Annotated in this window: 17 protein-coding genes and 1 tRNA gene; 10 read left to right on the top strand and 8 right to left on the bottom strand. The window is 73.0% G+C overall.

Translation table 11 applies throughout. From position 1 onward, the window contains the following. Nucleotides 1–23 precede the first annotated feature (23 nt). Together WAB15_RS19790 and WAB15_RS19785 are read left to right on the top strand one after the other, a co-directional pair. Nucleotides 24–1,310 carry an adenylosuccinate synthase gene (locus WAB15_RS19790; protein WP_399150407.1) on the top strand — a complete coding sequence of 429 codons (1,287 nt, stop codon included), beginning with the start codon at nt 24–26 and terminating at the stop codon, nt 1,308–1,310. A gap of 154 nt (nt 1,311–1,464) precedes the next feature. Then, nucleotides 1,465–2,052, top strand: coding sequence for a Uma2 family endonuclease (locus WAB15_RS19785; protein ID WP_407287042.1), 588 nt, complete (start codon nt 1,465–1,467; stop codon nt 2,050–2,052). Nucleotides 2,053–2,084: 32 nt separating this feature from the next. On the opposite strand, the gene WAB15_RS19780 is transcribed toward WAB15_RS19785, so the two are convergent. Both WAB15_RS19780 and WAB15_RS19775 read right to left on the bottom strand, forming a co-directional pair. Further along, on the bottom strand, nt 2,085–3,893 hold the full coding sequence (locus WAB15_RS19780; RefSeq protein WP_407287041.1) for a serine/threonine-protein kinase: 1,809 nt from the start codon (nt 3,891–3,893) through the stop codon (nt 2,085–2,087). A 147-nt stretch (nt 3,894–4,040) separates the two neighbouring features. Then, a complete protein-coding gene (locus WAB15_RS19775; protein WP_407289255.1) occupies nt 4,041–5,666 on the bottom strand; it encodes a serine/threonine-protein kinase in 1,626 nt (541 codons plus the stop codon). A gap of 630 nt (nt 5,667–6,296) precedes the next feature. Here WAB15_RS19775 and WAB15_RS19770 point away from each other — a divergent pair. The 4 genes from WAB15_RS19770 to WAB15_RS19755 all read left to right on the top strand — a co-directional run bounded on the left by WAB15_RS19770 (nt 6,297) and on the right by WAB15_RS19755 (nt 10,207). Beyond that, on the top strand, nt 6,297–7,091 hold the full coding sequence (locus WAB15_RS19770) for a polyphosphate polymerase domain-containing protein (protein WP_407287040.1): 795 nt from the start codon (nt 6,297–6,299) through the stop codon (nt 7,089–7,091). Nucleotides 7,092–7,256: 165 nt separating this feature from the next. Further along, entirely contained in the window at nt 7,257–8,621 is a 1,365-nt protein-coding gene (locus WAB15_RS19765; RefSeq protein ID WP_407287039.1) for an aspartate aminotransferase family protein, read from the top strand. 127 nt (nt 8,622–8,748) lie between these two features. Beyond that, nucleotides 8,749–9,417, top strand: coding sequence for a GntR family transcriptional regulator (locus WAB15_RS19760; protein WP_407287038.1), 669 nt, complete (start codon nt 8,749–8,751; stop codon nt 9,415–9,417). Between the two features lie 139 nt (nt 9,418–9,556). Beyond that, on the top strand, nt 9,557–10,207 hold the full coding sequence (locus WAB15_RS19755; RefSeq protein WP_399150401.1) for a hypothetical protein: 651 nt from the start codon (nt 9,557–9,559) through the stop codon (nt 10,205–10,207). A gap of 423 nt (nt 10,208–10,630) precedes the next feature. Here the strand turns inward: WAB15_RS19755 and WAB15_RS19750 are convergent, their stop codons facing one another. Then, a complete protein-coding gene (locus tag WAB15_RS19750; RefSeq protein WP_407287037.1) occupies nt 10,631–11,392 on the bottom strand; it encodes an SLATT domain-containing protein in 762 nt (253 codons plus the stop codon). A gap of 326 nt (nt 11,393–11,718) precedes the next feature. Between WAB15_RS19750 and purD the strand changes: the two genes are divergently transcribed. The 4 genes from purD to WAB15_RS19730 all read left to right on the top strand — a co-directional run bounded on the left by purD (nt 11,719) and on the right by WAB15_RS19730 (nt 18,930). Further along, nucleotides 11,719–12,993, top strand: a complete 1,275-nt coding sequence (gene purD / locus WAB15_RS19745; protein WP_407287036.1) for a phosphoribosylamine--glycine ligase — start codon at nt 11,719–11,721, stop codon at nt 12,991–12,993. A 366-nt stretch (nt 12,994–13,359) separates the two neighbouring features. After that, nucleotides 13,360–15,174 (top strand): hypothetical protein, encoded by a 1,815-nt coding sequence (locus tag WAB15_RS19740; protein WP_399150398.1) that lies wholly within the window; start codon nt 13,360–13,362, stop codon nt 15,172–15,174. Between the two features lie 287 nt (nt 15,175–15,461). After that, on the top strand, nt 15,462–16,940 hold the full coding sequence (locus WAB15_RS19735; RefSeq protein ID WP_407287035.1) for a N,N-dimethylformamidase beta subunit family domain-containing protein: 1,479 nt from the start codon (nt 15,462–15,464) through the stop codon (nt 16,938–16,940). A 1,090-nt stretch (nt 16,941–18,030) separates the two neighbouring features. Further along, a complete protein-coding gene (locus tag WAB15_RS19730) occupies nt 18,031–18,930 on the top strand; it encodes a phosphoribosylaminoimidazolesuccinocarboxamide synthase (RefSeq protein ID WP_407287034.1) in 900 nt (299 codons plus the stop codon). Between the two features lie 42 nt (nt 18,931–18,972). Here WAB15_RS19730 and WAB15_RS19725 read toward each other — a convergent pair. The 5 genes from WAB15_RS19725 to WAB15_RS19705 form a co-directional block, all read right to left on the bottom strand. Next, nucleotides 18,973–19,045, bottom strand: a tRNA-Gly gene (locus tag WAB15_RS19725). A gap of 54 nt (nt 19,046–19,099) precedes the next feature. Further along, entirely contained in the window at nt 19,100–19,717 is a 618-nt protein-coding gene (locus tag WAB15_RS19720; protein WP_399150395.1) for a response regulator, read from the bottom strand. Next, complete coding sequence (locus tag WAB15_RS19715; protein WP_407287033.1) at nt 19,714–21,015, bottom strand: sensor histidine kinase; 1,302 nt, start codon at nt 21,013–21,015, stop codon at nt 19,714–19,716. Before WAB15_RS19715 ends, WAB15_RS19720 begins: the two co-directional genes overlap by 4 nt. Before the next feature lie 2 nt (nt 21,016–21,017). Continuing rightward, entirely contained in the window at nt 21,018–21,839 is an 822-nt protein-coding gene (locus tag WAB15_RS19710) for an ABC transporter permease (protein ID WP_407287032.1), read from the bottom strand. Then, the gene (locus tag WAB15_RS19705) at nt 21,836–22,951 is read right to left on the bottom strand and encodes an ABC transporter ATP-binding protein (protein ID WP_407287031.1); all 1,116 of its coding nucleotides are present in this window, start codon (nt 22,949–22,951) and stop codon (nt 21,836–21,838) included. The genes WAB15_RS19710 and WAB15_RS19705 overlap by 4 nt, the downstream gene beginning before the upstream one ends. Between the last annotated feature and the right edge of the window lie 415 nt (nt 22,952–23,366).

Genomic DNA, 23,366 nt, shown 5'->3' with positions numbered 1-23,366 from the left:
CCGCCCGGAAGGGGTGTACGCCTGTGCCCGCACTTGTGCTGCTCGGTGCTCAGTGGGGTGATGAGGGCAAGGGAAAGGCCACCGACCTGCTCGGTGGATCCGTTGACTATGTGGTGCGCTACCAGGGCGGCAACAACGCCGGCCACACGGTCGTCGTCGGCGACCAGAAGTACGCGCTGCACCTTCTCCCTTCCGGAATCCTCTCGCCGGGGTGCACCCCGGTCATCGGCAACGGCGTCGTCGTCGACCCGGCGGTCCTGCTCTCCGAGCTGAGCGGACTCAACGAGCGTGGCGTCGACACGTCCAAGCTGCTGCTCAGCGGTAACGCGCACCTGATCACCTCGTATCACACGACGCTCGACAAGGTGACGGAACGCTTCCTCGGCAAGCGGAAGATCGGCACCACCGGTCGCGGCATCGGCCCGACCTACGCCGACAAGATCAACCGCGTCGGCATCCGGGTGCAGGACCTCTACGACGAGTCGATCCTGACCCAGAAGGTCGAGGCGGCCCTCGACGTCAAGAACCAGCTGCTGACCAAGCTCTACAACCGCCGCGCCATCGAGGCGCAGCAGGTCGTCGAGGAGCTGCTGGGCTACGCGGACCAGATCAAGGGCTACGTCGCCGACACCACGCTGATCCTCAACAAGGCGCTCGACGACGACAAGGTCGTGCTCTTCGAGGGCGGTCAGGGCACGCTGCTCGACATCGACCACGGCACGTACCCCTTCGTCACGTCCTCGAACCCGACCGCGGGCGGCGCCTGCACGGGTGCCGGCGTCGGTCCCACGAAGATCAACCGCGTCATCGGCATCCTCAAGGCCTATACGACGCGCGTCGGCGCCGGACCGTTCCCGACCGAGCTGTTCGACAAGGACGGCGAGGCGCTGCGCACCATCGGCGGCGAGCGCGGTGTCACCACCGGCCGTGACCGCCGCTGCGGCTGGTTCGACGCGGTCATCGCCCGCTACGCGACCCGGGTCAACGGTCTGACCGACTTCTTCCTCACCAAGCTGGACGTGCTGACCGGCTGGGAGCAGATCCCGGTCTGCGTCGCGTACGAGATCGACGGCAAGCGCGTCGAGGAGCTGCCCTACAGCCAGACCGACTTCCACCACGCGAAGCCGGTCTACGAGATGCTGCCGGGCTGGTCCGAGGACATCACCAAGGCGAAGACCTTCGCCGACCTGCCGAAGAACGCCCAGGCCTACGTCAAGGCGCTGGAGGAGATGTCCGGCGCCCCGATCTCCGCGATCGGCGTCGGCCCCGGCCGCGACGAGACGATCGAGATCAACTCGTTCCTGTCGTAGGACCGTCGGCCCGAGGGCCCGCCCACCGTCGTCCGGCGGTGGGCGGGCCCTTGTGCATGGGCGCGTGTGCTCGAACGAGTGGTCTGCTGGGGAACGCCCCTCCGGCCCCGACTGCGCCTGGCAACACTGGCTTTCGCTCAGAAAGGAGTGCAGCATGACGGTTATGGCCGAGCGCACGTCTCACATGTTGGTGGAGGAGTTCGAGGAGATCGCCTCCGCTGCGCCCGAGACCGTCACGTTGGAGTTCATCAACGGACGGATCGAGGAGAAGTGCATGCCGGATGGGGATCATCGGGAGATCGTCAGGTGGCTGCAGAAGCGCTGCATGCAGCACCGTCCCGATCTCTGGCTGTACGCGAACGACACCGGCCTGAAGGTCGAGGCGTACCGTAATGGCCGTGCCCGGCCGGACGGGGCTCTGGCGCCCGAAGGACACTTCGCAGGGCACGGTGAGTGGTCTGATCCAGACGGCGTCCTGATGGCCGTCGAGGTCACCTCGCACGACGGGGACACCGACCGCCGCGACCGGAAGGAAAAGCCGGCCGCCTACGCGGCGGCGGGGATTCCCGTCCATCTCCTCGTCGACCGAGACAACTGCGCGGTCGTGGTCCACACCGACCCCGACCCGGAGCAGGGCCGCTACCTCGATATCCATGAGGCGCCCTTCGGCAAGGAAGTGATCCTCCCCGACCCGGTCGGCATCGCCCTCGACACGGAAACCCTCAAGAACTACGTCCGCTGACGACGTATGCCACTGGAGCACCGGTCGCGCCGCTATCCGGCCCTGGAGTAGCGGCGCGGCTGTTCACCGCCTCCCAGGAACTCGCGGTCCAGGGTCCCGTCGCCGGCCAGGTGGAAGACGGAGGTGTTGCTCGGCGTGCAGCCGGGGGCGGCGGTCCGGTCGAGGACCGCCGGGCCGACGGTGAGCTTGCCGTCCTGGGCCGCATACAGCGTGGCGTGCGCCGTACAGCGCCCGGTAGGCCCCTCGACGACGGTGGTGAGGACGGTGCTGCCCGCCGGGGCCTGGCGGATGGTCAGGCGCTGGGCGGCGCCGGCGGCGGTGTCCTGCCAGGTGCCCAGGTAGCCGGCCTGGACGGTGCCGTCGGACGGCGCGGAGCGGTGCAGTGTCGCGGTGCGGCCGGCCGCAGCCCACTTCAGGGTGCCGGCGCTGCCCGCCTCCAGGGTGTGCTCGCCGAGCGCGGTGCAGCGGCCCTCCGGGACCGACCGGACCACCTTGGTGTCCAGCCGTAGCGCCGGGCGTCCGTCGTGCGCCGTGACGGACACCAGCGTGCCGTCGCTGCGGCACTCGTAGGTCGCGCCGAGGCTGGTGCTGTTGGCGACCACCTCGCCGACCGTGCCGTTGCTGATCACGAACCGCCGTTCCTGCCCGGTCGGTTCGCCGTCGCGCAGTACCGGGCCCGCCCAGGTGCCGAGGTAGCGGGCGGGGATGTCGGAGGCGCGGTCGCGGCTGTCGGCGTCCGCGCCGCTGATCAGGGGCACGGCGACGGCGGTCGCGGCGGCGGCGACCACGGCGGTGGCGGCGAGCGGCAGCCAGTGTGGACGGCGGCGGGGCCGCTCCGCCGCGGGCGCCGGGGCCGGCCGGGGCGCGACCCTGGTGGTCGCCGGCGTCGGCGGCTGGCCCCCGGGCGGGGTGTCGGTGTCCAGGAGCCGTACGGCGTGCTGCCCCAGGCTCGCGATCAGCTCGGCCGGCAGCCAGGGGGCGGACGACGCGCCGCCGGGGACCGGCCCGAGCCGGCCGGTGATCTCCTCGGGCGCGGGCCGCGCCGCCGGATCCTTGGCCAGGCAGTCCTCGATCAGACCGCGGATCCCCGCCGGCGCCCCGGCAAGGTCCGCCTCCTCCTGAGCGATCTTGAACATCACCGCGTGCACCCCCGAGGCGGCGCTGCCGAACGGCTGCCGCCCGGTCGCCGCGTACGCGAGCACCGAGCCCACGCAGAACACGTCGCTGGCCGGTCCGACGCGGTGCCCCTGGACCTGCTCGGGCGACATGAAGGCGGGCGAGCCGACGACCGTGCCGCTGCGGGTCTGGGTCTGGTCCCCGACCGCGTCCAGCGCCCGTGCGATGCCGAAGTCGATCACCCGCGGACCGTCGATGGTCAGCAGCACGTTGGACGGCTTCAGATCGCGGTGCACCAGCCCCACGCCGTGGATGTCGAGCAGCGCGCAGGCCAGCCCGTAGGCGAGCCGGCGCAGCGAATGCTCCGGCAGCGGACCGTGGCTGCCGCGGCGGCCGTAGGTACCGCCGACGACCTCGCTCAGCGTCGGGCCGGCGATGTAGCCGGTGGCGACCCAGGGCACCTCGGCCTCGGTGTCCGCGTCCAGCACCGGCGCCGTCCAGCGCCCGCCGACCCGCCGCGCGGCCGCGACCTCGGCGCGGAAGCGGTCGCGGAACTCCTCCTCGGCCGCCAGCTCGGCCTTCACCAGCTTCACCGCGACGGTCCGCCCGCCCTCGGAACGTGCGAGGTAGACCCGGCCCATCCCGCCGCTGCCGAGCCGGCCGATCAGCCGGTAGTCGCCGATCCACTGCGGATCGTCGGCCGTCAGCCCACGCAGGCCGTCCATCCGGGCGCCTCCCCCCGTCTCGTCGCCACGCCTGAGGCGCGTTCCGGCAGCAGGCGTCCCCCGAGCCTAGGCGGCCGCGGATCGCGGGCCGGACGACGGACCGTTACGAGGGGGGAACGATCCGGGCGGCGGCGCGGGCCCCCGCCGTCACCCCGTCCTGCGGTACGACAGCGCCTTGCCGTCGTCGGAGACCCGGCGCAGCGCCCCGCTCACCATCTCCAGGGTGCTCGGCCGGCCGGGGGTGCAGCTGTCGGACGGACCGGAGATCACGGTGGACGGGCCGAGCCGGACCGGCGGGCCCGCGCTGGTGAGGGTGGCGGTGAACTCGCAGCGGTAGCTGGCACCGGTGGCCGTCATCGTCAGCACGGTGTCGCCGGCCTTGCCCTGGGTGAGGGTGAAGCGCCGGACGTCGGTGCCGGAGTCGTCGACCGTCGTCTCCCAGGTGCCCAGGTAGTCGGTGGGAATCCCGTCGTGCGCGGGCTGCCCCGGACCCGAGTTCGGCTTGCCGCCGTCCTCCTCCGCCGACCGTACGCCGCTGTCCCGGTCGCTCAGCAGCGAGTACGCGGTGGCCGCACCGGCCCCGGCGAGCGCCAGCGCGGCCACCGTGAGCAGGGCGGTGCCGATCCGGCGGCGGGGCCGGGGCGCGGCGGGAGCGGGCGCCGGGGCGGCGAAGGCGGGCTGCCCCTGGGCGGCGGGCGGCGGGTGGGGCATCGGGGTGCGCGGGACGGGGCGGGGCGGCGGGGTGCCGCCGGGGGTGGGCGAGACGCTGGTGGGCAGGGCGTGCACACCGGGGTCCGCGGGCGCGGGGGGCGGTGTGCCGGCCGGGTCCGTCGCGCCGTCCGCCGACTCCTCCCCGTGCGGGTTCTCCGCCTCCAGCAGCTCCACGGCGTGCCGCCCCAGCCGGGCGGTCAGCGCACCCGGCAGCCACGGCTCCTCGTCCGCGCCCGGCCCGGCGCCGTCCCGCTCCGCCAGCTCCACCAGCCGGTCCGGGGTGGGCCGCTGTGCGGGGTCCTTCGCCAGGCAGCCGCTGATCAGCTCGTGCAGTCCCTCGGGCAGCGCGGACAGGTCCGGCTCCTCCTGGGCGACGCGGTACATCAGCGCGTGCGCCGCGCTGTCGGCCGTCCCGAACGGCTGCCGCCCGGTGGCCGCGTAGGTGAGCACCGACCCGAGGGAGAAGACGTCGCAGGCCGGCGTGAGCGCTTCGCCACGCACCTGCTCGGGCGACATGAAGCCGGGCGAGCCGACCGCCCCGCCGGTCCGCGTGACGCCGCTGCCGGTGAGCCCCTCCAGCGCCCGCGCGATGCCGAAGTCGATGACCCGGGGCCCGTCGATGGTGATCAGCACGTTGGACGGCTTGAGGTCGCGGTGGACGATGCCGGCGGCGTGGATCGAGCGCAGCGCGCGGGCCAGCCCGGCCGCCAGGATCCGCACCGTGCGCTCGGGCAGCGGAGTACCGCTGCCGCCGATGACCTGCTGGAGGGAGAGGCCGGCGAGATAGCCCGTGGCGAGCCAGGGGGTCTCGGCCTCGGTGTCCGCGTCCAGTACGGGCGCGGTCCACTCCCCGCCGACCTGCTGCGCGGCCCGCACCTCCCGCCGGAAGCGCGCCCGGAACTCCTCCTCGTCGGCCAGCTCCGCGCGCACCAGCTTGACCGCGACGGTACGGCCGCGGTCGGAACGGGCCAGGAACACCCGCCCCATCCCGCCCTCGCCGAGCCGCCCGATCAGGCGGTACTCACCGATCTGCCGCGGATCCCGCGCCCCCAGCGGCGCCAGCCCCGCGGGCCGCCCCTCGCGCCCCGGCTGCCCCTGCCGCCCAGCACGTCCCGGCTCTTCCACGATCCGTCGTCCTTCCCCCCGAATTCGCCCTGTGGGCGATCAGGCGCGGGCGCGTTCGCACACGGGTCCCCGCCACCCGCTTCCCTGGTGAGGATATCGAGGGGCCCCGGGCCGCCGGGAGTCCGTAGGCCCCGCCGGCGGCGGGATCTGATTCCGGCCCATCCGGCGCTGAACGTCGCGCTGTTCTCCGTGGTCGCGGCCCTCGCGCGGACGCCGGGACGGCGCTCGGCTTCGGGGTCGTGCACGCCGACCACGACGCCCTGCGCGCGGACTTGGCGCGGCGCCCGGGGGAGCCGCCGAGCCGGACCGCGCACACGGTGGATTTCGTCCGGGACTTGATGGTGGTGGATATCTGTTTCCGAGTGCCGGAACCTTCCCGGCCCGCCAGGCGTAGAACGCCTACGACGGCAACACCCACGACGGCAACACCCACGACGGCAACGCCCACGACGGCAACACCCACGACGGCAACGCCCACGATCCCCCTCCCTCCGGCTACCGACACTTCCCCAAGGGGACCCCGTGCGCCGGGGGAGACCCCCGTCACCCGCCCGCCAAGGAGACCGTGTGATCCCCGCCGTACGCGCCCTCGCCCGCGCCGCCATGGCCGCGCGCCCCGTGCCGCTCGCCGACGTCCAGGCACGGGCCGAACTCCTCGCCCGCTTCGACCGCAGCTACCTGGTCCCGGTGGAGGTCTTCGCCGCGTTCGCCGCCGAACTCACCGACCATCGCCGGCCCGGCGGCCCGTTCGCCGCGCTGTGCATCAACGGGCGCCGCTGGTTCCGCTACCACTCCGTCCACTACGACACCCCCGACCTGCGGTCCTTCCACGACCACCGGCAGGACCGCCGGCTGCGCTACAAGATCCGCGAGCGGCTCTACGAGGACACCGGGGAGCGGCAGTTCGAGATCAAGCTCAAGGGGCGGCACGGCGAGACGGTCAAGCACCGCCGGCCGCTGCTGCCGGGCGACGCGGCCCTCGGCGCGGCCTCGCGCGGCTTCCTGGCCTCCGTACTCGACCGTCGCTACGGCCTCGCGGCTCCCACCGAGCTGACCCGCTCGATCGAGACCGACTACATACGAGCCACCTTCGTCGCGGACGGACAGCGCGTCACCTGCGACGCGGCGCTGGAGTGCCGGGACCCGGCCACCGGGCGCACGGTACGGGCCGACGGCGGACTGGTCCTGGTCGAGATCAAGACCACCGGCCGTCTGACGGCGGCGGACCGGCTGCTGCACGGCCACGGCCTGTGGCCCGCCGAATTCACCAAGTACTGCGGCGCGTTGGCGGCACTGCGCCCGGACCTGTCCGCCGACCACTGGCGGCGGGCGGTCCGCACGGCCTTTCCCGCGGCCGCCTGATGCCGCCGGCGCGGGAAGCCCGCGGTACCGGACAGTGTGTCCGTCGGCCGTGGGTGGAGTCACACAGACTGTCGGTACCGATCGGCGGACGGTGATCCCTAGGCTGAGGCCGTTCGCCGCGACCGTCCCCGGCGGACCCGAGCGACCCGATCCGAGGTACTGACCGTGACCACGACGCACTCCGCTGCCGACCCTGCCGCCGGGCGGGCCGTAAAGGCCGACGACCGCGCACACGTCTTCCACTCCTGGTCCGCGCAGGGCCTGATCGACCCGGTGGCGATCGCCGGCGCCGAGGGCTCGTACTTCTGGGACTACGACGGCAACCGCTACCTCGACTTCTCCTCCCAGCTGGTCAACACCAACATCGGCCACCAGCACCCCAAGGTCGTCGCCGCGATCCAGGAGCAGGCCGCGAAGCTGTGCACCATCGCGCCCGGCTTCGCCGTGGACGTCCGCTCCGAGGCCGCCCGGCTGATCGCCGAGCGCACCCCCGGGGACCTCGACAAGATCTTCTTCACCAACGGTGGCGCGGAGGCCGTGGAGAACGCGGTGCGGATGGCCCGGCTGCACACCGGCCGCGCCAAGGTGCTCTCCGCCTACCGCTCGTACCACGGCGCCACCGCCGCCGCGATCAACCTGACCGGCGACCCGCGCCGCTGGCCCTCCGACACCGCCTCCGCGGGCGTCGTCCACTTCTGGGGCCCGTTCCTCTACCGCTCCGCCTTCCACGCCGACAGCGAGCAGCAGGAGTGCGAGCGCGCCCTCGCCCACCTGGAACAGACCATCGCCTTCGAGGGCCCGCAGTCGATCGCCGCGATCGTCCTGGAGACCGTGCCGGGCACCGCCGGGATCATGGTCCCGCCGGCCGGCTACCTCGCCGGCGTCCGCGAGATCTGCGACCGCCACGGCATCGTCTTCATCCTCGACGAGGTCATGGCGGGCTTCGGGCGCACCGGCCACTGGTTCGCCGCCGACCACTTCGGCGTCACCCCGGACCTGCTGACCTTCGCCAAGGGCGTCAACTCCGGCTACGTCCCGTTGGGCGGCGTGGCGATCAGCGCCGAGATCGCCGCCACCTTCGACCAGCGCCCCTACCCGGGCGGTCTGACGTACTCCGGCCACCCGCTGGCCTGCGCCTCCGCCGTCGCCACCCTCAACGCGATGGCCGAGGAGCGGATCGTGGAGAACGCCGCGGACCTCGGCGAGCGGGTCATCAGCCCAGCGCTGCGCGAGATCGCCGAGCGGCACCCGTCCGTCGGCGAGGTCCGCGGCCTGGGCGTCTTCTGGGCCCTGGACCTGGTCAAGAACAAGGAGACCCGCGAACCGCTGGTGCCCTACAACGCCTCCGGCGCCGCCAACGCTCCGATGGCCGAATTCGCCGCGGCCTGCAAGCGCGGCGGTCTGTGGCCGTTCGTGAACATGAACCGCACCCATGTCGTCCCGGCCTGCACGATCACCGAGGCCGAGGCGAAGGAGGGCCTGACCGCCCTCGACGAGGCGCTGACGGCGGCGGATGCGCACACGGGCTGAACCCACTGCCCGCAGCCGTACGGCGCCGACAGCCCACACTGTCCGAGACGCCCGCGCGGCCCTCGCCTATCGTGGGCGGGGGCCGCTCCCACCTGCGCGGTCATGGACGTCGAAGGAGACGCACACGATGGCCGCCGGCGGAGACAGCTCAGTCATACGTCGCAGCACCCTGCGCCAGCAGATCGCCGACGCGCTGCGCGACGAGCTGCTGGCGGGCCGGCTGCCCTCCGGCCACCCCTTCACCGTCAAGGAGATCGCCGACCAGTACGGCGTCTCCGCGACCCCGGTGCGCGAGGCCCTGCTCGACCTGAGTGCCCAGGGGCTGCTCGACGTGGAGCAGCACCGCGGTTTCAAGGTGCACGCCTTCACCGCCGGGGACTTCCGCGCCATGGTCGAGGCCCGCACCCTGATCATCGAGGGCATCTTCCGCAGCGACGCCGACCGGGCGCTGCGTGCCACCCCCGGGCAGGTGCTGATCTCCATCCGCCGCCGCGCCGAGGAGGCCGAACGGGCCGCCCGGGCCGGCGACCTGGACGTGCTCATCGGCTACGACCTGCGGTTCTGGCGCGAGCTGAGCAGCATCGTGAACAACCCCTACATCAGCGACTTCCTCGACCGGATCCGCGTGCAGACCTGGATGTTCGCGGTGCCGCTGCTGCGCCGCGAGGACGACCTCAAGGGTCACCTCTGGCAGGGCCACAGCGCCCTGGCCGACGCCCTGGTCCGCCACGACCTGCCCGCCGCGCAACGGCTGATCGCCGAGTACAACGAGCACTCCCTCGCGCTCGTCCGATAGTGGCCCACCGTCGCCCGACGCTCCCCTCGTCGGATCGCGCGGCTGGCACTACGCTGTCCCGACTCGGCCCTAATGGGCCGTACTCGTAGCTGTACGTGCGCCGGTGTCCCCGTCCCCGACCGGAAGCGAGCCCTCACTCGTGGCATGTGACCTGTGGCTGGTACCCCTCGTCGATGTGCTGTGCCACAGCCCCGACAACCCGTTCTCCGAAGAGATCGCCGCCTACGACAAGGCCCTGACGGAGGCGGGACTGCCACCGGTCCCGGTCTTCAGCTACATGCCGGGCCTGTCCGGTGACGTCGCCCCCATCGCCGGGTTCGACTACGACGCGCTGCACTTCCTGCGCCGCGCCTACCTGCTGCGCCTGTGCGGCCTGGAAGTGACTCCGGTCGACGAACTGGGCGGCGACTACGAGCAGTTGCTGGAGATGTTCGAGACCACCGCACAGCAGTCCCACCTGGTGTGGCACTACGACCACGCGGGCGCCTACGTCCCGGTCGACTTCCCGCATCCGCTCGCCAACGACGAGCTGTTGGAGGGCGGCGGCCCGCTGGGCTCCTCGCACGGCCTGCTGCGCGACCTCGAACTGGTCGCGCCGTCCCTGGGGATCGATCCGGCCAATCCTCCGGCAGCCCCCGCACCGCCGTCCGGTCCCACTTCCCTGGAGGAGCGCGCGGGCGCGGTGCCCCTGGACGACGGCCCCTTCGCCAGGGAACGCCATGTGTGGCTCGGACTGCACGCGGCCGCGACCCGAAGCCTGGGCCAAGGCTCGATGATCGTCTTCAGCTGAGGCGCTGCGCTTGGGGCTGGCTTCCCACGTGTTCGTCTGCGGCGCCGTGGTGGTTTCTCGCCGTGGCGCCTGCGGCGGGCGGTGCCGCTGCGCGGGGCTGTTCGGCTGCCGGTGACGGGCCGGAGGGGCAGGGGTGTGGGACTGCTGCGCTTTACGTCCCACACCCCTACCCCTCCGGCCCGCCCCCTCCCGTTGAGGGTGGAAAAGGACCGGTGGGGCTGAACGTCAGCCTTCGTGTGCCGACAGTCGACGGATCAGGCCCGCCCCCACCGGGCCTTCCCACTCCCACCCACGGGAGGGGACAGACCGTAGGACGGAGTCCGTAGGGCTGTCACCGCACCCGACAACCCACGCCCGCCGCAGGCGCAACGGCGAACAACCACCACGGCGGGACAGCCGAAAGCGTGGGAGGCAGGCCAAGCGCTAGCGACCCGGCTCCGGAGGCCGCTGCCGCGGCATGTTCGGCCGCGCCCGATGCGGCACCGCGAAGCGCCCCGGCGGCCCCGCCCCGTCCAGCCGCGCCGGCGCCCACGGCACCATCGCCTGCGTGGCCTGCGGCACCGGCCCGGCCCGGAACTCCGCCATCCAGTCGGCAGTCTCGGTCCGCACCAGCTCCCCGACGTCCTCGTTGAACCGCCGCAGCACCCCCAGGCAGCGCTCCACCGCCTCGCTCGCCGTCCCCTCCGTCGGCCCGAGCACCTCGCGTACGCCCTCCGACGCCCAGTCGAACTGCAGCGCCTCCAGCCGCCGGTGAATGGCCTGGGCGGTCGCCAGATCCCGCATCCAGCCGGCCGTCACCCCGAAGTACCGGTCGCCGGCCACGCACACCGCCGCCAGCAGCAGCGACAGACAGCCCCAGGACGCCCCGCCCTCCCAGACCCGGGCCAGATCCAGCAGCGGCAGCGCCCCGCCCACCGTCACCCCGGCCGCGGCGCCCAGCCGCAGCGCCCGCGCGCCGCGGCGCTTGGCCAGCCGGTCGTGCAGATACCAGTCGGCGGCGCGCAGCGCACCCTCCTCGGTCCAGAGATAGAGCGCCTGCAGGCGGCCGCCCGGCTCGCCCCAGTCGCCGAGCGGAAAGGCCCGCCCGGCGAGGTCCCGCCGGGCGCGGCCCCGCCTCCCGTACCGCCGAGGGGAGCGGCCGCCCTCCCGAGGGGGCCCCTCGGGCTGCATCTCCTGCTGACTCACCCGTGCACTCCCTCTCTGCGCTCTCTGCTCCACCCCGCCAGAACGTGCGGTGCGCGCGTGACATACGTGGTGCACGCGTGACATAACGTGACGACCGTCACGCACAGCACCCTTCCTACCGCCGAACGGCTGGCGTCGGCCGCAAGATCACGCTATTTCCGCCCAGAAGTGGTGCTGCGTCGGCTATAGGGACATCGGGGATCTCACCCGAAAGAGTTGCCGGGGCCGCGCAGGGACTCCGTTGCTTTCCGGCCGCCGCGCGGTCCTTGTGCGATCGGCGCAAGGCCGCCGTCGGGCCGCCTGGTGCATTCGTCTAGGCTGCCACCGTGAAGGTCCTCGTCATCGGCGGCGGCGCCCGCGAACACGCCCTGTGCCGCTCTCTGTCCCTCGACCCCGACGTCACCGCGCTGCACTGCGCTCCCGGCAACGCCGGTATCGCCGAGGTGGCCGAATTGCACGGGGTCGACGCCCTCGACGGCGCGGCCGTCGCCGAACTCGCGGCCGGCCTGGAGGCCGACCTGGTCGTCGTCGGCCCCGAGGCCCCGCTGGTGGCGGGCGTCGCGGATGCCGTACGCGCCCGCGGCATCCCGGTCTTCGGCCCCTCGGCCCAGGCCGCCCAGCTGGAGGGCTCCAAGGCCTTCGCCAAGGACGTGATGGCCACCGCGGCCGTCCCCACGGCCCGCAGCTATGTCTGCACCACCCCGGAAGAGATCGACGAGGCCCTGGACGCCTTCGGGGCGCCGTACGTCGTCAAGGACGACGGCCTGGCCGCCGGCAAGGGCGTCGTGGTCACCGAGGACGTCGAGGTGGCCCGCGCCCATGCGCTGGCCTGCGACCGCGTGGTCATCGAGGAGTTCCTCGACGGCCCGGAGGTCTCGCTCTTCGCGATCACCGACGGCGAGAGCGTCGTCCCGCTCCAGCCCGCCCAGGACTTCAAGCGCGCCTACGACGGCGACCAGGGCCCCAACACCGGCGGCATGGGCGCCTACAGCCCGCTGCCCTGGGCCGACCCCAAGCTGGTCGACGAGGTCATGGCCACGGTCCTGCAGCCCACGGTCGACGAACTGCGCCGCCGCGGCACCCCCTTCTCCGGGCTGCTCTACGCGGGCCTGGCGATCACCTCCCGCGGTGTGCGGGTGATCGAGTTCAACGCCCGCTTCGGCGACCCCGAGACCCAGGTCGTCCTCGCCCGCCTCAAGACCCCGCTCGGCGGTCTGCTGCGGGCCGCCGCCACCGGCGAACTGGCCGCCCTCCCGCCGCTGCGCTGGAGCGACGACGCGGCCGTGACGGTCGTCATCGCCTCCCACAACTACCCGGACACCCCGCGCACCGGCGACGCCGTCGAGGGGCTGGCCGAGGTCGCCGAGCAGGACGCCCCGGAGGCGTACGTCCTGCACGCCGGCACCCGGCGCGACGACTCCGGCGCGGTGCTCAGCGCGGGCGGCCGGGTCCTGTCGGTCACCGCCACCGGCGCCGACCTCACCACCGCCCGGCAGCGTGCCTACCGCGCCGTGGGCCGGATCTCCCTGGACGGCTCCCAGCACCGTTCGGACATCGCCGCCAAGGTCGCGGACGAGGCGGCGCAGGCACCGGGCGCGTAGGGCGTGTCCGCCGGGGCCACCTGCGGCCCCGGCCGCACGGCCCCAGGGGCCCACACCCCCTTGCCGCGGGTTCCCGGCTTTACCCAAAGCCATTCCATCGAGTGACCACACCAGATTCCGGCTGACGAGGGCCACACCCCCAACTAGGGTGCCGCGCAAGCGTCCTGCGAATGCCGTGCCTTGATACGGCGCGGTCGCCGCGGCGGCGTCCGGCAAGTGGCTCACCGGCATTGCGATGTCAGTGGCCAGTGCCACAGTGGTGATGGGCGAGCTCGCTCGCACCACTACAAAGCGCAATGTTCGAAGGCGTCCGTCCCGTGTTCTCTCCGTCCGGCTCCATCAGGACAGCAGGGGGTGTACAGGCTCGTGGCAAGTCCGGAAACAGGCGTCCTGGCGGCGCGTGCCCGCGCCCTCGCCGTGCTGCGGGTGCGCGGCGCGGCGCTGGCGGTGGCGCTGCTGCCCGCGGCCGCGGCGGTGGTGCTGTTCGCCGGCAGGGCGAGCGGCCATCTCGGCGCGGGCGGCGGCTGGGACCTCGCCCGCTGGATCGTCAGCGGTGCAGCGGTGCTCAGCCTGCTGCTCGCGGCCCTGGTGGCGACCGTCGTCGCGCGCGCCCGGCCCGCGCTCAGCCCCTCGGTGCCGATCTCCGAGAAGTCCGCCCCCGACCTCTACCGCCTCGTCCGCGACCTCGCCGAGCGCCTGGAGGTCCCCGCGCCGTCCGCGATAGCGCTCACACCGGACTGCGACAGCTGGCTGGAGGACCGTACGCACCGCGCCCACGGCCCGCCCGACCGAGGTGAGCGCCCTCCGACCGAGGCGCGCCGGTCGCCGAAGGCACCGGTCCTGGTCATCGGCTCCCCGTTCCTGTGGTGGATGCGCGTCGCGGAGCTGCGCGCCCTGCTGGCCCCCGTCGTCGCCGGCACCGGCCCCTCGGCCCACCCCGACATAGCCGCCGCCCGCCGCTTCATCCGCGGCCTGGACGCCGCGGCCGCGGTCTCGGCCCGCGCCCGCGGCCCACTGCGCGGCCCGGCGCTCCGCTTCGTCGGCCAGGTGGCACGGCTGCTGCTGCGAGCCTGCCGCGAGCACGCCACGATCATGGAACGGGCCGTCGCGGCCGCCGCCTCCGAGCGCGCCCAGACCGTCGACTACGGCCTGCGGATCGTCGCCCAGGAGCAGGTCGGCCTCGCCTACGCCGGCTGGGACCGGCTGCTGACCCGGGTCGCACTGCCCGCCTGGCGGATGGGCCGCTGGCCTTCCCGGCTCGACGCCGGCGTGGTCTCCGCCCTCACCGAACTCTCCCGCCGCGACCGCCTCGCCGACGGCTTCGCCTCCCGTCTGGGCGAGCGCCCCGCCTGCGACCTCCTGGAGGAGCCGGGCGCCATCGACCGCGCCGCCTCCCTGCTGGCCGCCCGCCTCTTCCACGGCGGCCCGGCCGAGCCGGGTCCCGACTGGTCACCGGTCGGCTGGCACCAGTACCCGGAAGAGGTCGTGGACCGCAAATGGCGCCTGGAGGCCGCCCGCCTCCACCGCGTCCTCGACGACCTCCCGGCGGCGCTCCCGACGACCCCGCCCGCGGCCCCGGAGGCGGCTCCCGCCGCCCCGACCCTGTCGTACGCCAGCACCCCGGCCCGCGGGCCCGCCGGCCGCCGCCCCGGCGACGGCCCGCCCACGAACCCGGCGGCCGCCGCCCCCGCCGACCGCCGGGCGGGCGAGCCCGCGGGCCCGACCCTGGCCCGGGTCATCGACCGGCTCGCCCATGACGAGCAGGCGGGCGACCTCGTCGCCGCCCGGCTGGGCGCCGAGGTCGAGCGCGAGGAGCGCGAGGAGGCGGCCCGCCAGGCCGCTCTCGGCAGCCGTGCGCAGGACGCCGCGGTGGGCGTGGCCTGGGGCGACGGCATGGTCGAGGGCGGCCTCCCGCTGTTCCCGCTGCAGCCGCCCCGGACGGGCCGCGAGCTGCTCGCCGACCACGTCACGGCCATGGTCTGCTGCGCCGCCGTCGACACCGCCGGCGCCGCCCCCGGCCTCGACTGGCTCGACGGCCCGGCGCTGCTGGTCGACGGCGCCCGCCGTGTCGACCTCGGCCGCCCGGTGCTCAGCCTGGTCGACGACGGTGACGCGGAACCGCTCCGGGGCTGGCTGACGACGGTCGGCGTACGCCCCGAGAAGCCGGTCCGGCTCGTATGACACGGGCGACCGACCGGAGCGTGCGCCGGGGCCCGCGCCCGCCCGTGCCCCGACCGCCGCTCCGATCGGCGAACACGAGCCCGAGGCCGTCACCCGCAACCGCCCGGAGAACCGGCTGAATGTTCCCTTCCAGTTCATGCTTCGGGGCGGTGGCATCTAAATTCACAACGAAGGGTGACGAAGTGAGTGCGTAATGTGATGTGCTGGGGGTGGCCGGGTCCGCTCAGTGGACGCAGCACCGGCCCGATCGGCCCAGGCCGACGGGGGACGCGGGAGGGGAGCGGAAGGTGGCGACGGAACAGATCAGGCGATGGGAATCGGGCGCCCTCGCCCACGCGGTCACGGACCCGTTCGGGCAGGGCCCGCTGCCCTGGCTGCGCGGCAGCGAGAACTACTTCGAATCCGGCCAGATCATTCCCTGGTACGTCGATCCCGCCGTCGCCCAGGGAGACCTGCGGCTGCCCGCACCCCGCAAGCACAACGGCCCGCGCAGCGCCGACGACGTCCACCGCCAGATCAAGGGCTTCGCCGGCACCGGCGCGGTGGCCCCCGGCGAAGCGATCGACTTCCGGGTCTCGGTCGACCCACCGCAGCCCTTCAGCATCGACGTGTACCGCATCGGCCACTACGGCGGCGCCGGCGCCGCCAAGATCACCACCAGCCCGCGGCTGGCCGGCATCGTCCAGCCGCCGCCGCTGACCGTCGACCGCACGGTCTCCTGCCACCACTGGTGGCTCTCCTGGCGTCTCCAGGTCCCCACGTACTGGCAGCTCGGCGCCTATGTCGCGGTGCTGACCACCGCCGACGGCTACCGCTCCCACATCCCCTTCACGGTCCGCGACGACCACCCCGCCGACCTGCTCCTGCTGCTGCCCGACATCACCTGGCAGGCCTACAACCTCTATCCGGAGGACGGCCGCACCGGCGCCAGCCTCTACCACGCCTGGGACGAGAAAGGCGCCCTGCTCGGCGAGCGGGACGCCGCCACCACCGTCTCCTTCGACCGCCCCTACGCGGGCGCCGGCCTGCCCCTCCACGTCGGCCATGCCTACGACTTCATCCGCTGGGCCGAGCGCTACGGCTACGACCTCGCCTACGCCGACGCCCGCGATCTGCACGCCGGCCGGGTCGACCCGTCCCGCTACCGTGGCCTGGTCTTCCCCGGCCACGACGAATACTGGTCGGTGCCCATGCGCCGCACGGTCGAGCTGGCCCGCGACACCGGCACCTCGCTGGTCTTCCTCTCCGCCAACACCATGTACTGGCAGGTCGAGCTCTCCCCATCGCCCTCGGGACCGGACTCCCTGCTCAACTGCCGCAAACGCCAGGGCCCCGGCCGCCCCGCCCTCTGGCGCGAGCTCGGCAATGCCGAGCAGCGCCTGATGGGCATCCAGTACGCCGGCCGGGTGCCCGAACCCGCCCCCATGGTCGTCCGCAACGCCGACCACTGGCTGTGGGAGGCCACCGGCGCCCACGAAGGCGATGAACTCCCCGACATGGTCGCCGGCGAGGCCGACCGCTACTTCCCGCGCACCAGCCTCCCCGAGCACACCGGCCGCATCCTCCTCGCGCACTCCCCGTACCGCGATGGCGAGGGCGCCCCCCGCCATCAGGAGACATCCCTCTACCGCGCCCCCAGCGGCGCCCTGGTCTTCGCCTCCGGCACCTTCGCCTGGTCCCCCGCCCTGGACCGCCCCGGCCACGTAGACGAACGCATCCAACGCGCCACCGCCAATCTCCTCGACCGCATCTGCAAACGGGATTAGCGCCCTGCCTGGCCAGGAGGCAGGCTGGCCTCCGGTGCCATCCGCGCGTCGGGCCCCTGGCCCTGGCCGCGCGCCGGACCTCTGCTCCCGCCCGCCCGATCTCTGGGCCCGGCCTTCGGCCCCGGCGGCCCGTCCGGTCTCCGCTCCCGGCCATCTACCCGGCTTGGGACGCCGACCGCCCGTCCAGCCTCCGGCCCCGGCTGCCCGGCTACCCGCCGGTCCTTCGGCCTCGGCGCCCCGTCCGGTCTTCAGTCCCGGTCATTCGTCCGGCCTCCGGCCTTGGCCACTCGGCTGCCGACCTCCGGCCCCGGCCGTCAGGTCTCCGGCCTTGGCCACCGGTCCACCCGGCCCCTGGCGTTAGGCCGTCTCTTCCGGCTCTTGCCTGACCCGTGGCGTCTGACACGGCACCTCTCCCCCACGCCTGAACGGCGCGGGGGGACCCCCATCGTTGTCGGGTCGCCCGAGTACGCCCAGTACGCGGGCGACCCTCCGCCTTGCGCTCCGCTTCGCTCCGCCTCGGCTCTTCATGCGACCTCCGGAAGCCGAGCTGCACCGCGCCAGCCCCCCACGGGCTCAACCGGCAAGATCCGAAAGAGACGGCCTAGCCGCCCGTCCGCTCGCTTTCCGGTCCCGGCCACCCACCGTCTGGCCTCCGGCCCTGTGGTCTCCCGCCCTGGCTGCCCGCGGCCTTCGGCCCCAGCCAGCTGCCCCGGCCGGTCTTCGGCCCCACCCACTCACCCCGGCCGGCCTTCGGCCCCAGCCACCCACCCCGGCCGGCCTTCGGCCCCACCCACTCGCCCCGCCCGGCCTTCGGCCCCAGCCAGCCGCCCGTCCGGCATTCAGCCTCGGCCCCCCACCCGCCCTCCGACTCCCGCCCGCCACAAGGGAATCCCCTCCGCCTCCACCGCGTTGTGGCCCGCAGGGGGCCCGCGTGACCCCTACGGGATCTGTTCCCCCACCCCCTAGAGGCCGCCCGCCCCGAACCAGAGGCCGCCCGCCGCCCCAGCAGAGCCCCCGCCCCCATGCGGCGTCGCCTCTCCGTATACGGGAGAATCAGACCGACTCCTGGATCAACCTACGCGGAGGAAGCGTGTCCGGTTTTGTAGAAAAGCCTGAGCCTGTGGAGGTCCCGGGGCTCACCCACCTCCACACCGGCAAGGTGCGCGACCTCTACCAGAACGCCGCCGGCGATCTGGTCATGGTCGCCAGCGACCGCATCTCCGCCTACGACTGGGTGCTGCCCACCGAGATCCCCGACAAGGGTCGCGTGCTGACCCAGCTGTCCCTGTGGTGGTTCGACCAGCTCTCCGACCTGGCCCCCCACCACGTCATCTCCACCGACCTCCCGGCCGGCGCGCCCGCCGACTGGGCGGGCCGCACCCTGGTCTGCAAGTCGCTGCGGATGGTCCCCGTCGAGTGCGTGGCCCGCGGCTACCTCACCGGCTCCGGCCTCGTCGAGTACCGCCAGTCCCGTACGGTCTGCGGGCTGGCCCTGCCCGAAGGCCTCTCCGACGGCTCCGAACTCCCCGCGCCGATCTTCACCCCGGCCACCAAGGCCGCCGTCGGCGACCACGACGAGAACGTCTCCTACGAGGAGGTCGCCCGTCAGCTCGGTGCCGAGGACGCCGCCGAGCTGCGGCAGGCCACCCTCACCATCTACAGCCGGGCCCGCGACATCGCCCGCGAGCGCGGCCTCATCCTGGCGGACACCAAGTTCGAGTTCGGCTTCGACGGGGAGCGGCTGACCCTGGCCGACGAGGTGCTCACCCCCGACTCCTCGCGCTTCTGGCCCGCCGACCAGTGGGAGCCGGGCCGCGCCCAGCCGTCCTTCGACAAGCAGTTCGTCCGCGACTGGCTGACCGCGCCCGCCACGGCCTGGGACCGTACGGGCGAGCTGCCGCCGCCCGCCCTCCCGGACGAGGTCGTCGAGCACACCCGCGCCAAGTATCTGGAGGCGTACGAGCGCCTCACCGGCCTCAGCTGGTCCTAACGGAAAAGCCCCCGGTCACCGACCGGGGGCTTTGTCACCTTGAGCGGACGACGAGGCTCGAACTCGCGACCTCAACCTTGGCAAGGTTGCGCTCTACCAACTGAGCTACGTCCGCATGCTCCGCGTCACGGCTCCTGAAACCAGTCGCCATCGTGCGGTGCGGGGTCCACTATAGCCAACCGCGCTCGCGGGCGAGGCGTGCCGCCGCATGACGATTCTCCGCGCCCAGCTTCGCGGTCGCCGACGAGAGGTAGTTCCGCACCGTCCCCGGCGACAGCGACGCCCGCTCCGCGATCTCCGTGACCGGGGCCCCGGCCTCGGCGAATTCCAGCACCTCCGCCTCCCGGACGGTCAGTGGCGAATCCCCGGCGCTGATCGCGTCCGCCGCCAACTCCGGGTCCACATAGCGGTTTCCGGCATGGACGGTGCGGATGATCTCCGCCAGCCGCTGCGCCGACACGGTCTTCGGCACGAACCCCCGCACCCCGGCTTCCAGCGACCGCTTCAGATGGCCCGGCCGCCCATGGCTCGTCACGATCATCGACCGGCACTCCGGCAGCTCACCCCGCAGAGATGTGGCCACCGCCACACCGTCCGCCCCCGGCATCTGCAGATCCAGCACCGCTATGTCCGGCCGGTGCGCTCGCGCCATCGCCAGCGCCTCGGGCCCGGTAGCCGCCTCGGCCACCACGAGCAGATCGTCCTCCAGGGACAGCAGCGCGGCCAGCGCGCCCCGGATCAGATGCTCGTCGTCGGCCAGCAGCACCCGGATCGGTGCCCCGCTCATATCGCCCCGCCTTCCTGTATGCCGGCGGCCGGCACCGGAAGCTGCGCCGTCAGGCGGTACGAGCCGCCCGGCCGCCGCTCCGCCTCCAGCGTGCCCCCCAGCGGCAGGAGCCGTTCCCGCAGGCCCTTCAGCCCGCTGCCCCCGCCGCTCGCGTTCGGCCCCGGCGCGGCGTCCCGTGCGCCGTCGTTCTCCATCACCAGTACCGCCTGCCCGGCGCTCACCCGCGTCCGGATCACACAGCATCCGGCGTCCGGCGCATGCCGCAGCACATTGGTGGTGCCCTCCCGCGCGACCCAGCCCAGCGCCGACTGCACGTCGGCCGGCAGTCCGGCCCCGCCGTCACCCTCGATCTGGCAGCCGACCCCGGCCGCCTGGAGTACGGAACGCGCCCCCGCCAGCTCCACCTGTAGATCGGCCTCCCGATAGCCGCGCACTACCTCGCGCACCTCCCGCTGCGACTCCTGCGCTATCCGCTGCACCTCCACCATCTGGTCCACGGCCTCGTCCCGCCCCCGCCGCGCCAGCTGCACGGCCAGCTCGCTCTTCAGCGAGATCACCGCCAGATTCCGCCCCAGTACGTCATGCATGTCCCGCCCGAACCGCAGCCGCTCCTCGGCGACGGCGAGGCGGGACTGCACGTCGCGGGCGGCCTCCAGCTTCCACATCACGGCGAGGAACCAGCCGACGGACCGCCCGGTGGAGCTGGCCATCAGCCCTACGGTGACCACCAGCGCCGCCACGATCCCCCAAAGCGGCCAGCCGCCGCTGAGCGCGCCGCCCGCGAGGAGCAGCGCCGCTGCGAACAAGCCGCATCCCCCCAGGAAGACCCGCTTGCGGATCAGCAGACTCAGTGCGGCGCCGCTCGGTATCAGGGCCGTCACCATCGTCCCGCCCACCAGCATGCCGAGGGTGCTGGCGTTGGCGCTGTCGGCCGGGCCGACGAGCGCGCTGAGCGCGGTCAGGGCGGCGAACACCGCGATGGTCAGCACCATCGAGACGGCGAGCAGGCCCCACGGCGCGGGCCCCTTCCCCATATACCGGTCCAGTGCCCGGCGCCCCAGCGGCACGAACACGACGGCCTGCAGAGCGCCCAACGCGAGGATGGTGCGGACGACGGCGAGTTGCGCGGCGGTGAGGTGGTCCGGGACCACCAGCATCAGCGAGGCGAAGGCCAGGCTCAGCCATGGCTGCCCCTGGAGCATCCAACGCGAGTAGATGTCGATCCAGACCAGGGTGCTGCGCCCCCGCCATTTCCGCCGCACCCGCCCGATCACACGATCCCCGCCCTCGTCGTCCATCTCTACCGCCGTGGCTCCCAGCGGAACCACCGCTGTCCAGCAAACACCGCGATTCCGCTCCACACCAACCCGATGACCAGCTGCTTCACCGTCTCACCCGGAGCGGCTCCACCGGTCCATCCGGCCTGCAGCAACCCCATCACCGGGGACAGCGGCAGCAGTTCGAGCACCTGGGCCAGGCGGTCCGGCAGCATCGCCAGCGGGAAGAACACCCCCGATCCCACCAGCGACACCATGAACAGCGGGGTCGGCGTCAGCTGTGCGGCCTCCGCGGACTTGGTGATGCCCGCGGTGAGGGCGGCCAGTCCGGCCATCACGACCACACCGATCACGATGCCCAGCGCGACCAGATGCGGAGCCTTGGGCATCCCCACCCCCAGCACCAGGCTGCCGCCGGCCACATAGAGCACGCACTGCGCCAGCGTGATCAGCACGGCCGGCAGCGCGCCGCCGGCGAGTATCTCCCAGTCGGCCAACTCACCGGTCCGCAGCCGCTTGAGGACCAGGTCCTCACGCCGGGTCACATACACCCCGACGAGGTTGTTGTAGACGGCCATGAGCAGAGCCATACCGAGCGCCGCGGGCAGCATCAGCGCTCCGATGGACAGCCCGGTTTTCTCCGGATCCAACTGCTCGCTGAAGTACGCCTTCATGCCATACGTGATCAGCAGGGGAGCGAACACCCCCGAATAGATCATGAGCTTGCTGCGCCCCAGCAGCGTCAGCTCCGCCCGTCCCAGCGCGATCAGTCGCCCCGCCGCGCTCGTCGCGCCGCTCGCCCGCGCTCCCGTACGAGCTCCCATCTCACCGCCGACAACACTCACTTGCTCTCCGCCCCCTTCTCCATTCCGTTCCCGAACCCGCCTTCGAAACCGCTGTCCGTGCCGTCGTCGATGCCGCGCGATATCTGCAGATACGCCTCTTCCAGCGACGCCGCCCGCACGTCCAGGCCGTGCAGTTCGACGCCCTTGTCGCGGGCCCAGACCAGCAGCCCGGTAGCGGCCCGCTGCAGCTCACCGGTCTGCAGCCGCACCGTGCGCCCTCTCTGCTCGTGCCCGGTGACCCCCAGCTCCGCCAGCGGCGGGAGATCGCCCACCAGGAACCCGGCGGGCAACTCGAAGGAGACCCGGGACGGCTGCGCGGCCACCACCTCACTGACCCGCCCGGTCGCGGCTATCCGCCCGGCATGCATGATCGCCAGCCGGTTCGCCAGCTCCTCGGCCTCTTCGAGGTAGTGCGTGGTCAGCAGCACTGTCGTCCCGACGTCGCACAGCGAACGCACCAACTCCCAGGTCTCGTGCCGCGCTTCGGCGTCCAGCCCGGTCGTCGGCTCGTCGAGGAACAGCACCTCGGGCCGCCCCAGCAGCGCCAGCGCCAGGTCCAGGCGGCGCCGCTCCCCGCCGGAGAGCTGCTTGACCCGTACGTCCTTGCGCGGGGTCAGCCCGACGATCGCCAGCGCTTCGTCCACCGGCCGTGCGCCACTGGTGCAGCCGGCCCACATCCGCAGGGTTTCGGCGGGCGTCAACTCCGAGGGGAAACCGCCCTCCTGGAGCATCACCCCGATCCGCGGCCGTACCTTGTCCCGCTCCCTGTACGGGTCGTGTCCCAGCACCCGCACCTGCCCGTCGCTCGGTGGGGCCAGCCCCTCCAGCAGTTCGAGAGTGGAGGTCTTGCCCGCCCCGTTGGTCCCCAGCAGCGCGAACAACTCCCCGCGGGCGACCGAGAAGTCGACGCCGCGCACGGCTTCGTATCCCTGCCTGCCCCCGCTGCGTTCCCCGCCCCCCTCGGCAACGGACCTGGGCCGCCCCCCGCGCGGTCCAGATCCGTTGCTCCCCCTGCCCCCGCCGCTGCGGCCCCTGCCCGACGTCCCATAGCGCCGCCGCAGTCCGCCGACCTCGATCACGGTCTCGGTTCCGCCGAATTCCCCGGTTTTCATGGCTCAAGACTCCCGTGCCATCGACGGGAAGACCGGTGAGCGGTGTCATCGCTATAGATGACAAATGTCAGTTGACCGCGCACAGGCCACGTTGACCGCGCACAGGCCACTTCGACCACGCACGGGCCCCCTTCGACCGGGCACAGGCCACCACCGCACCCCGCCGGCCACGGCCGTACACACGCCGACCCGGCCGCGATCCCATGTCCCCTGCGCCCGTCGGCCCCACCATCCGACGCGCGTCCGCTGCCGCCTCCTTGGAAAAGGGGGATTTGTTCCTATTTGCTTGATCGCCCCTGGCAGGGGCCGTTACGGGGAAGGCGGGGAAATTCCCCCGATGCACGACCCATGCGCGAACCCGTGTAGTACTCGTTGAGGCGCAGTGGACCGGGAATGATCGCGGGGGAGCTCTGCG

This window comes from Streptomyces sirii (assembly GCF_045690365.1).
GTDB classification, from domain to species: Bacteria; Actinomycetota; Actinomycetes; order Streptomycetales; family Streptomycetaceae; genus Streptomyces; species Streptomyces sirii.
The sequence above is the reverse complement of the archived record's forward strand: the minus strand, read 5'-3'. Positions and strand labels throughout refer to the sequence as shown.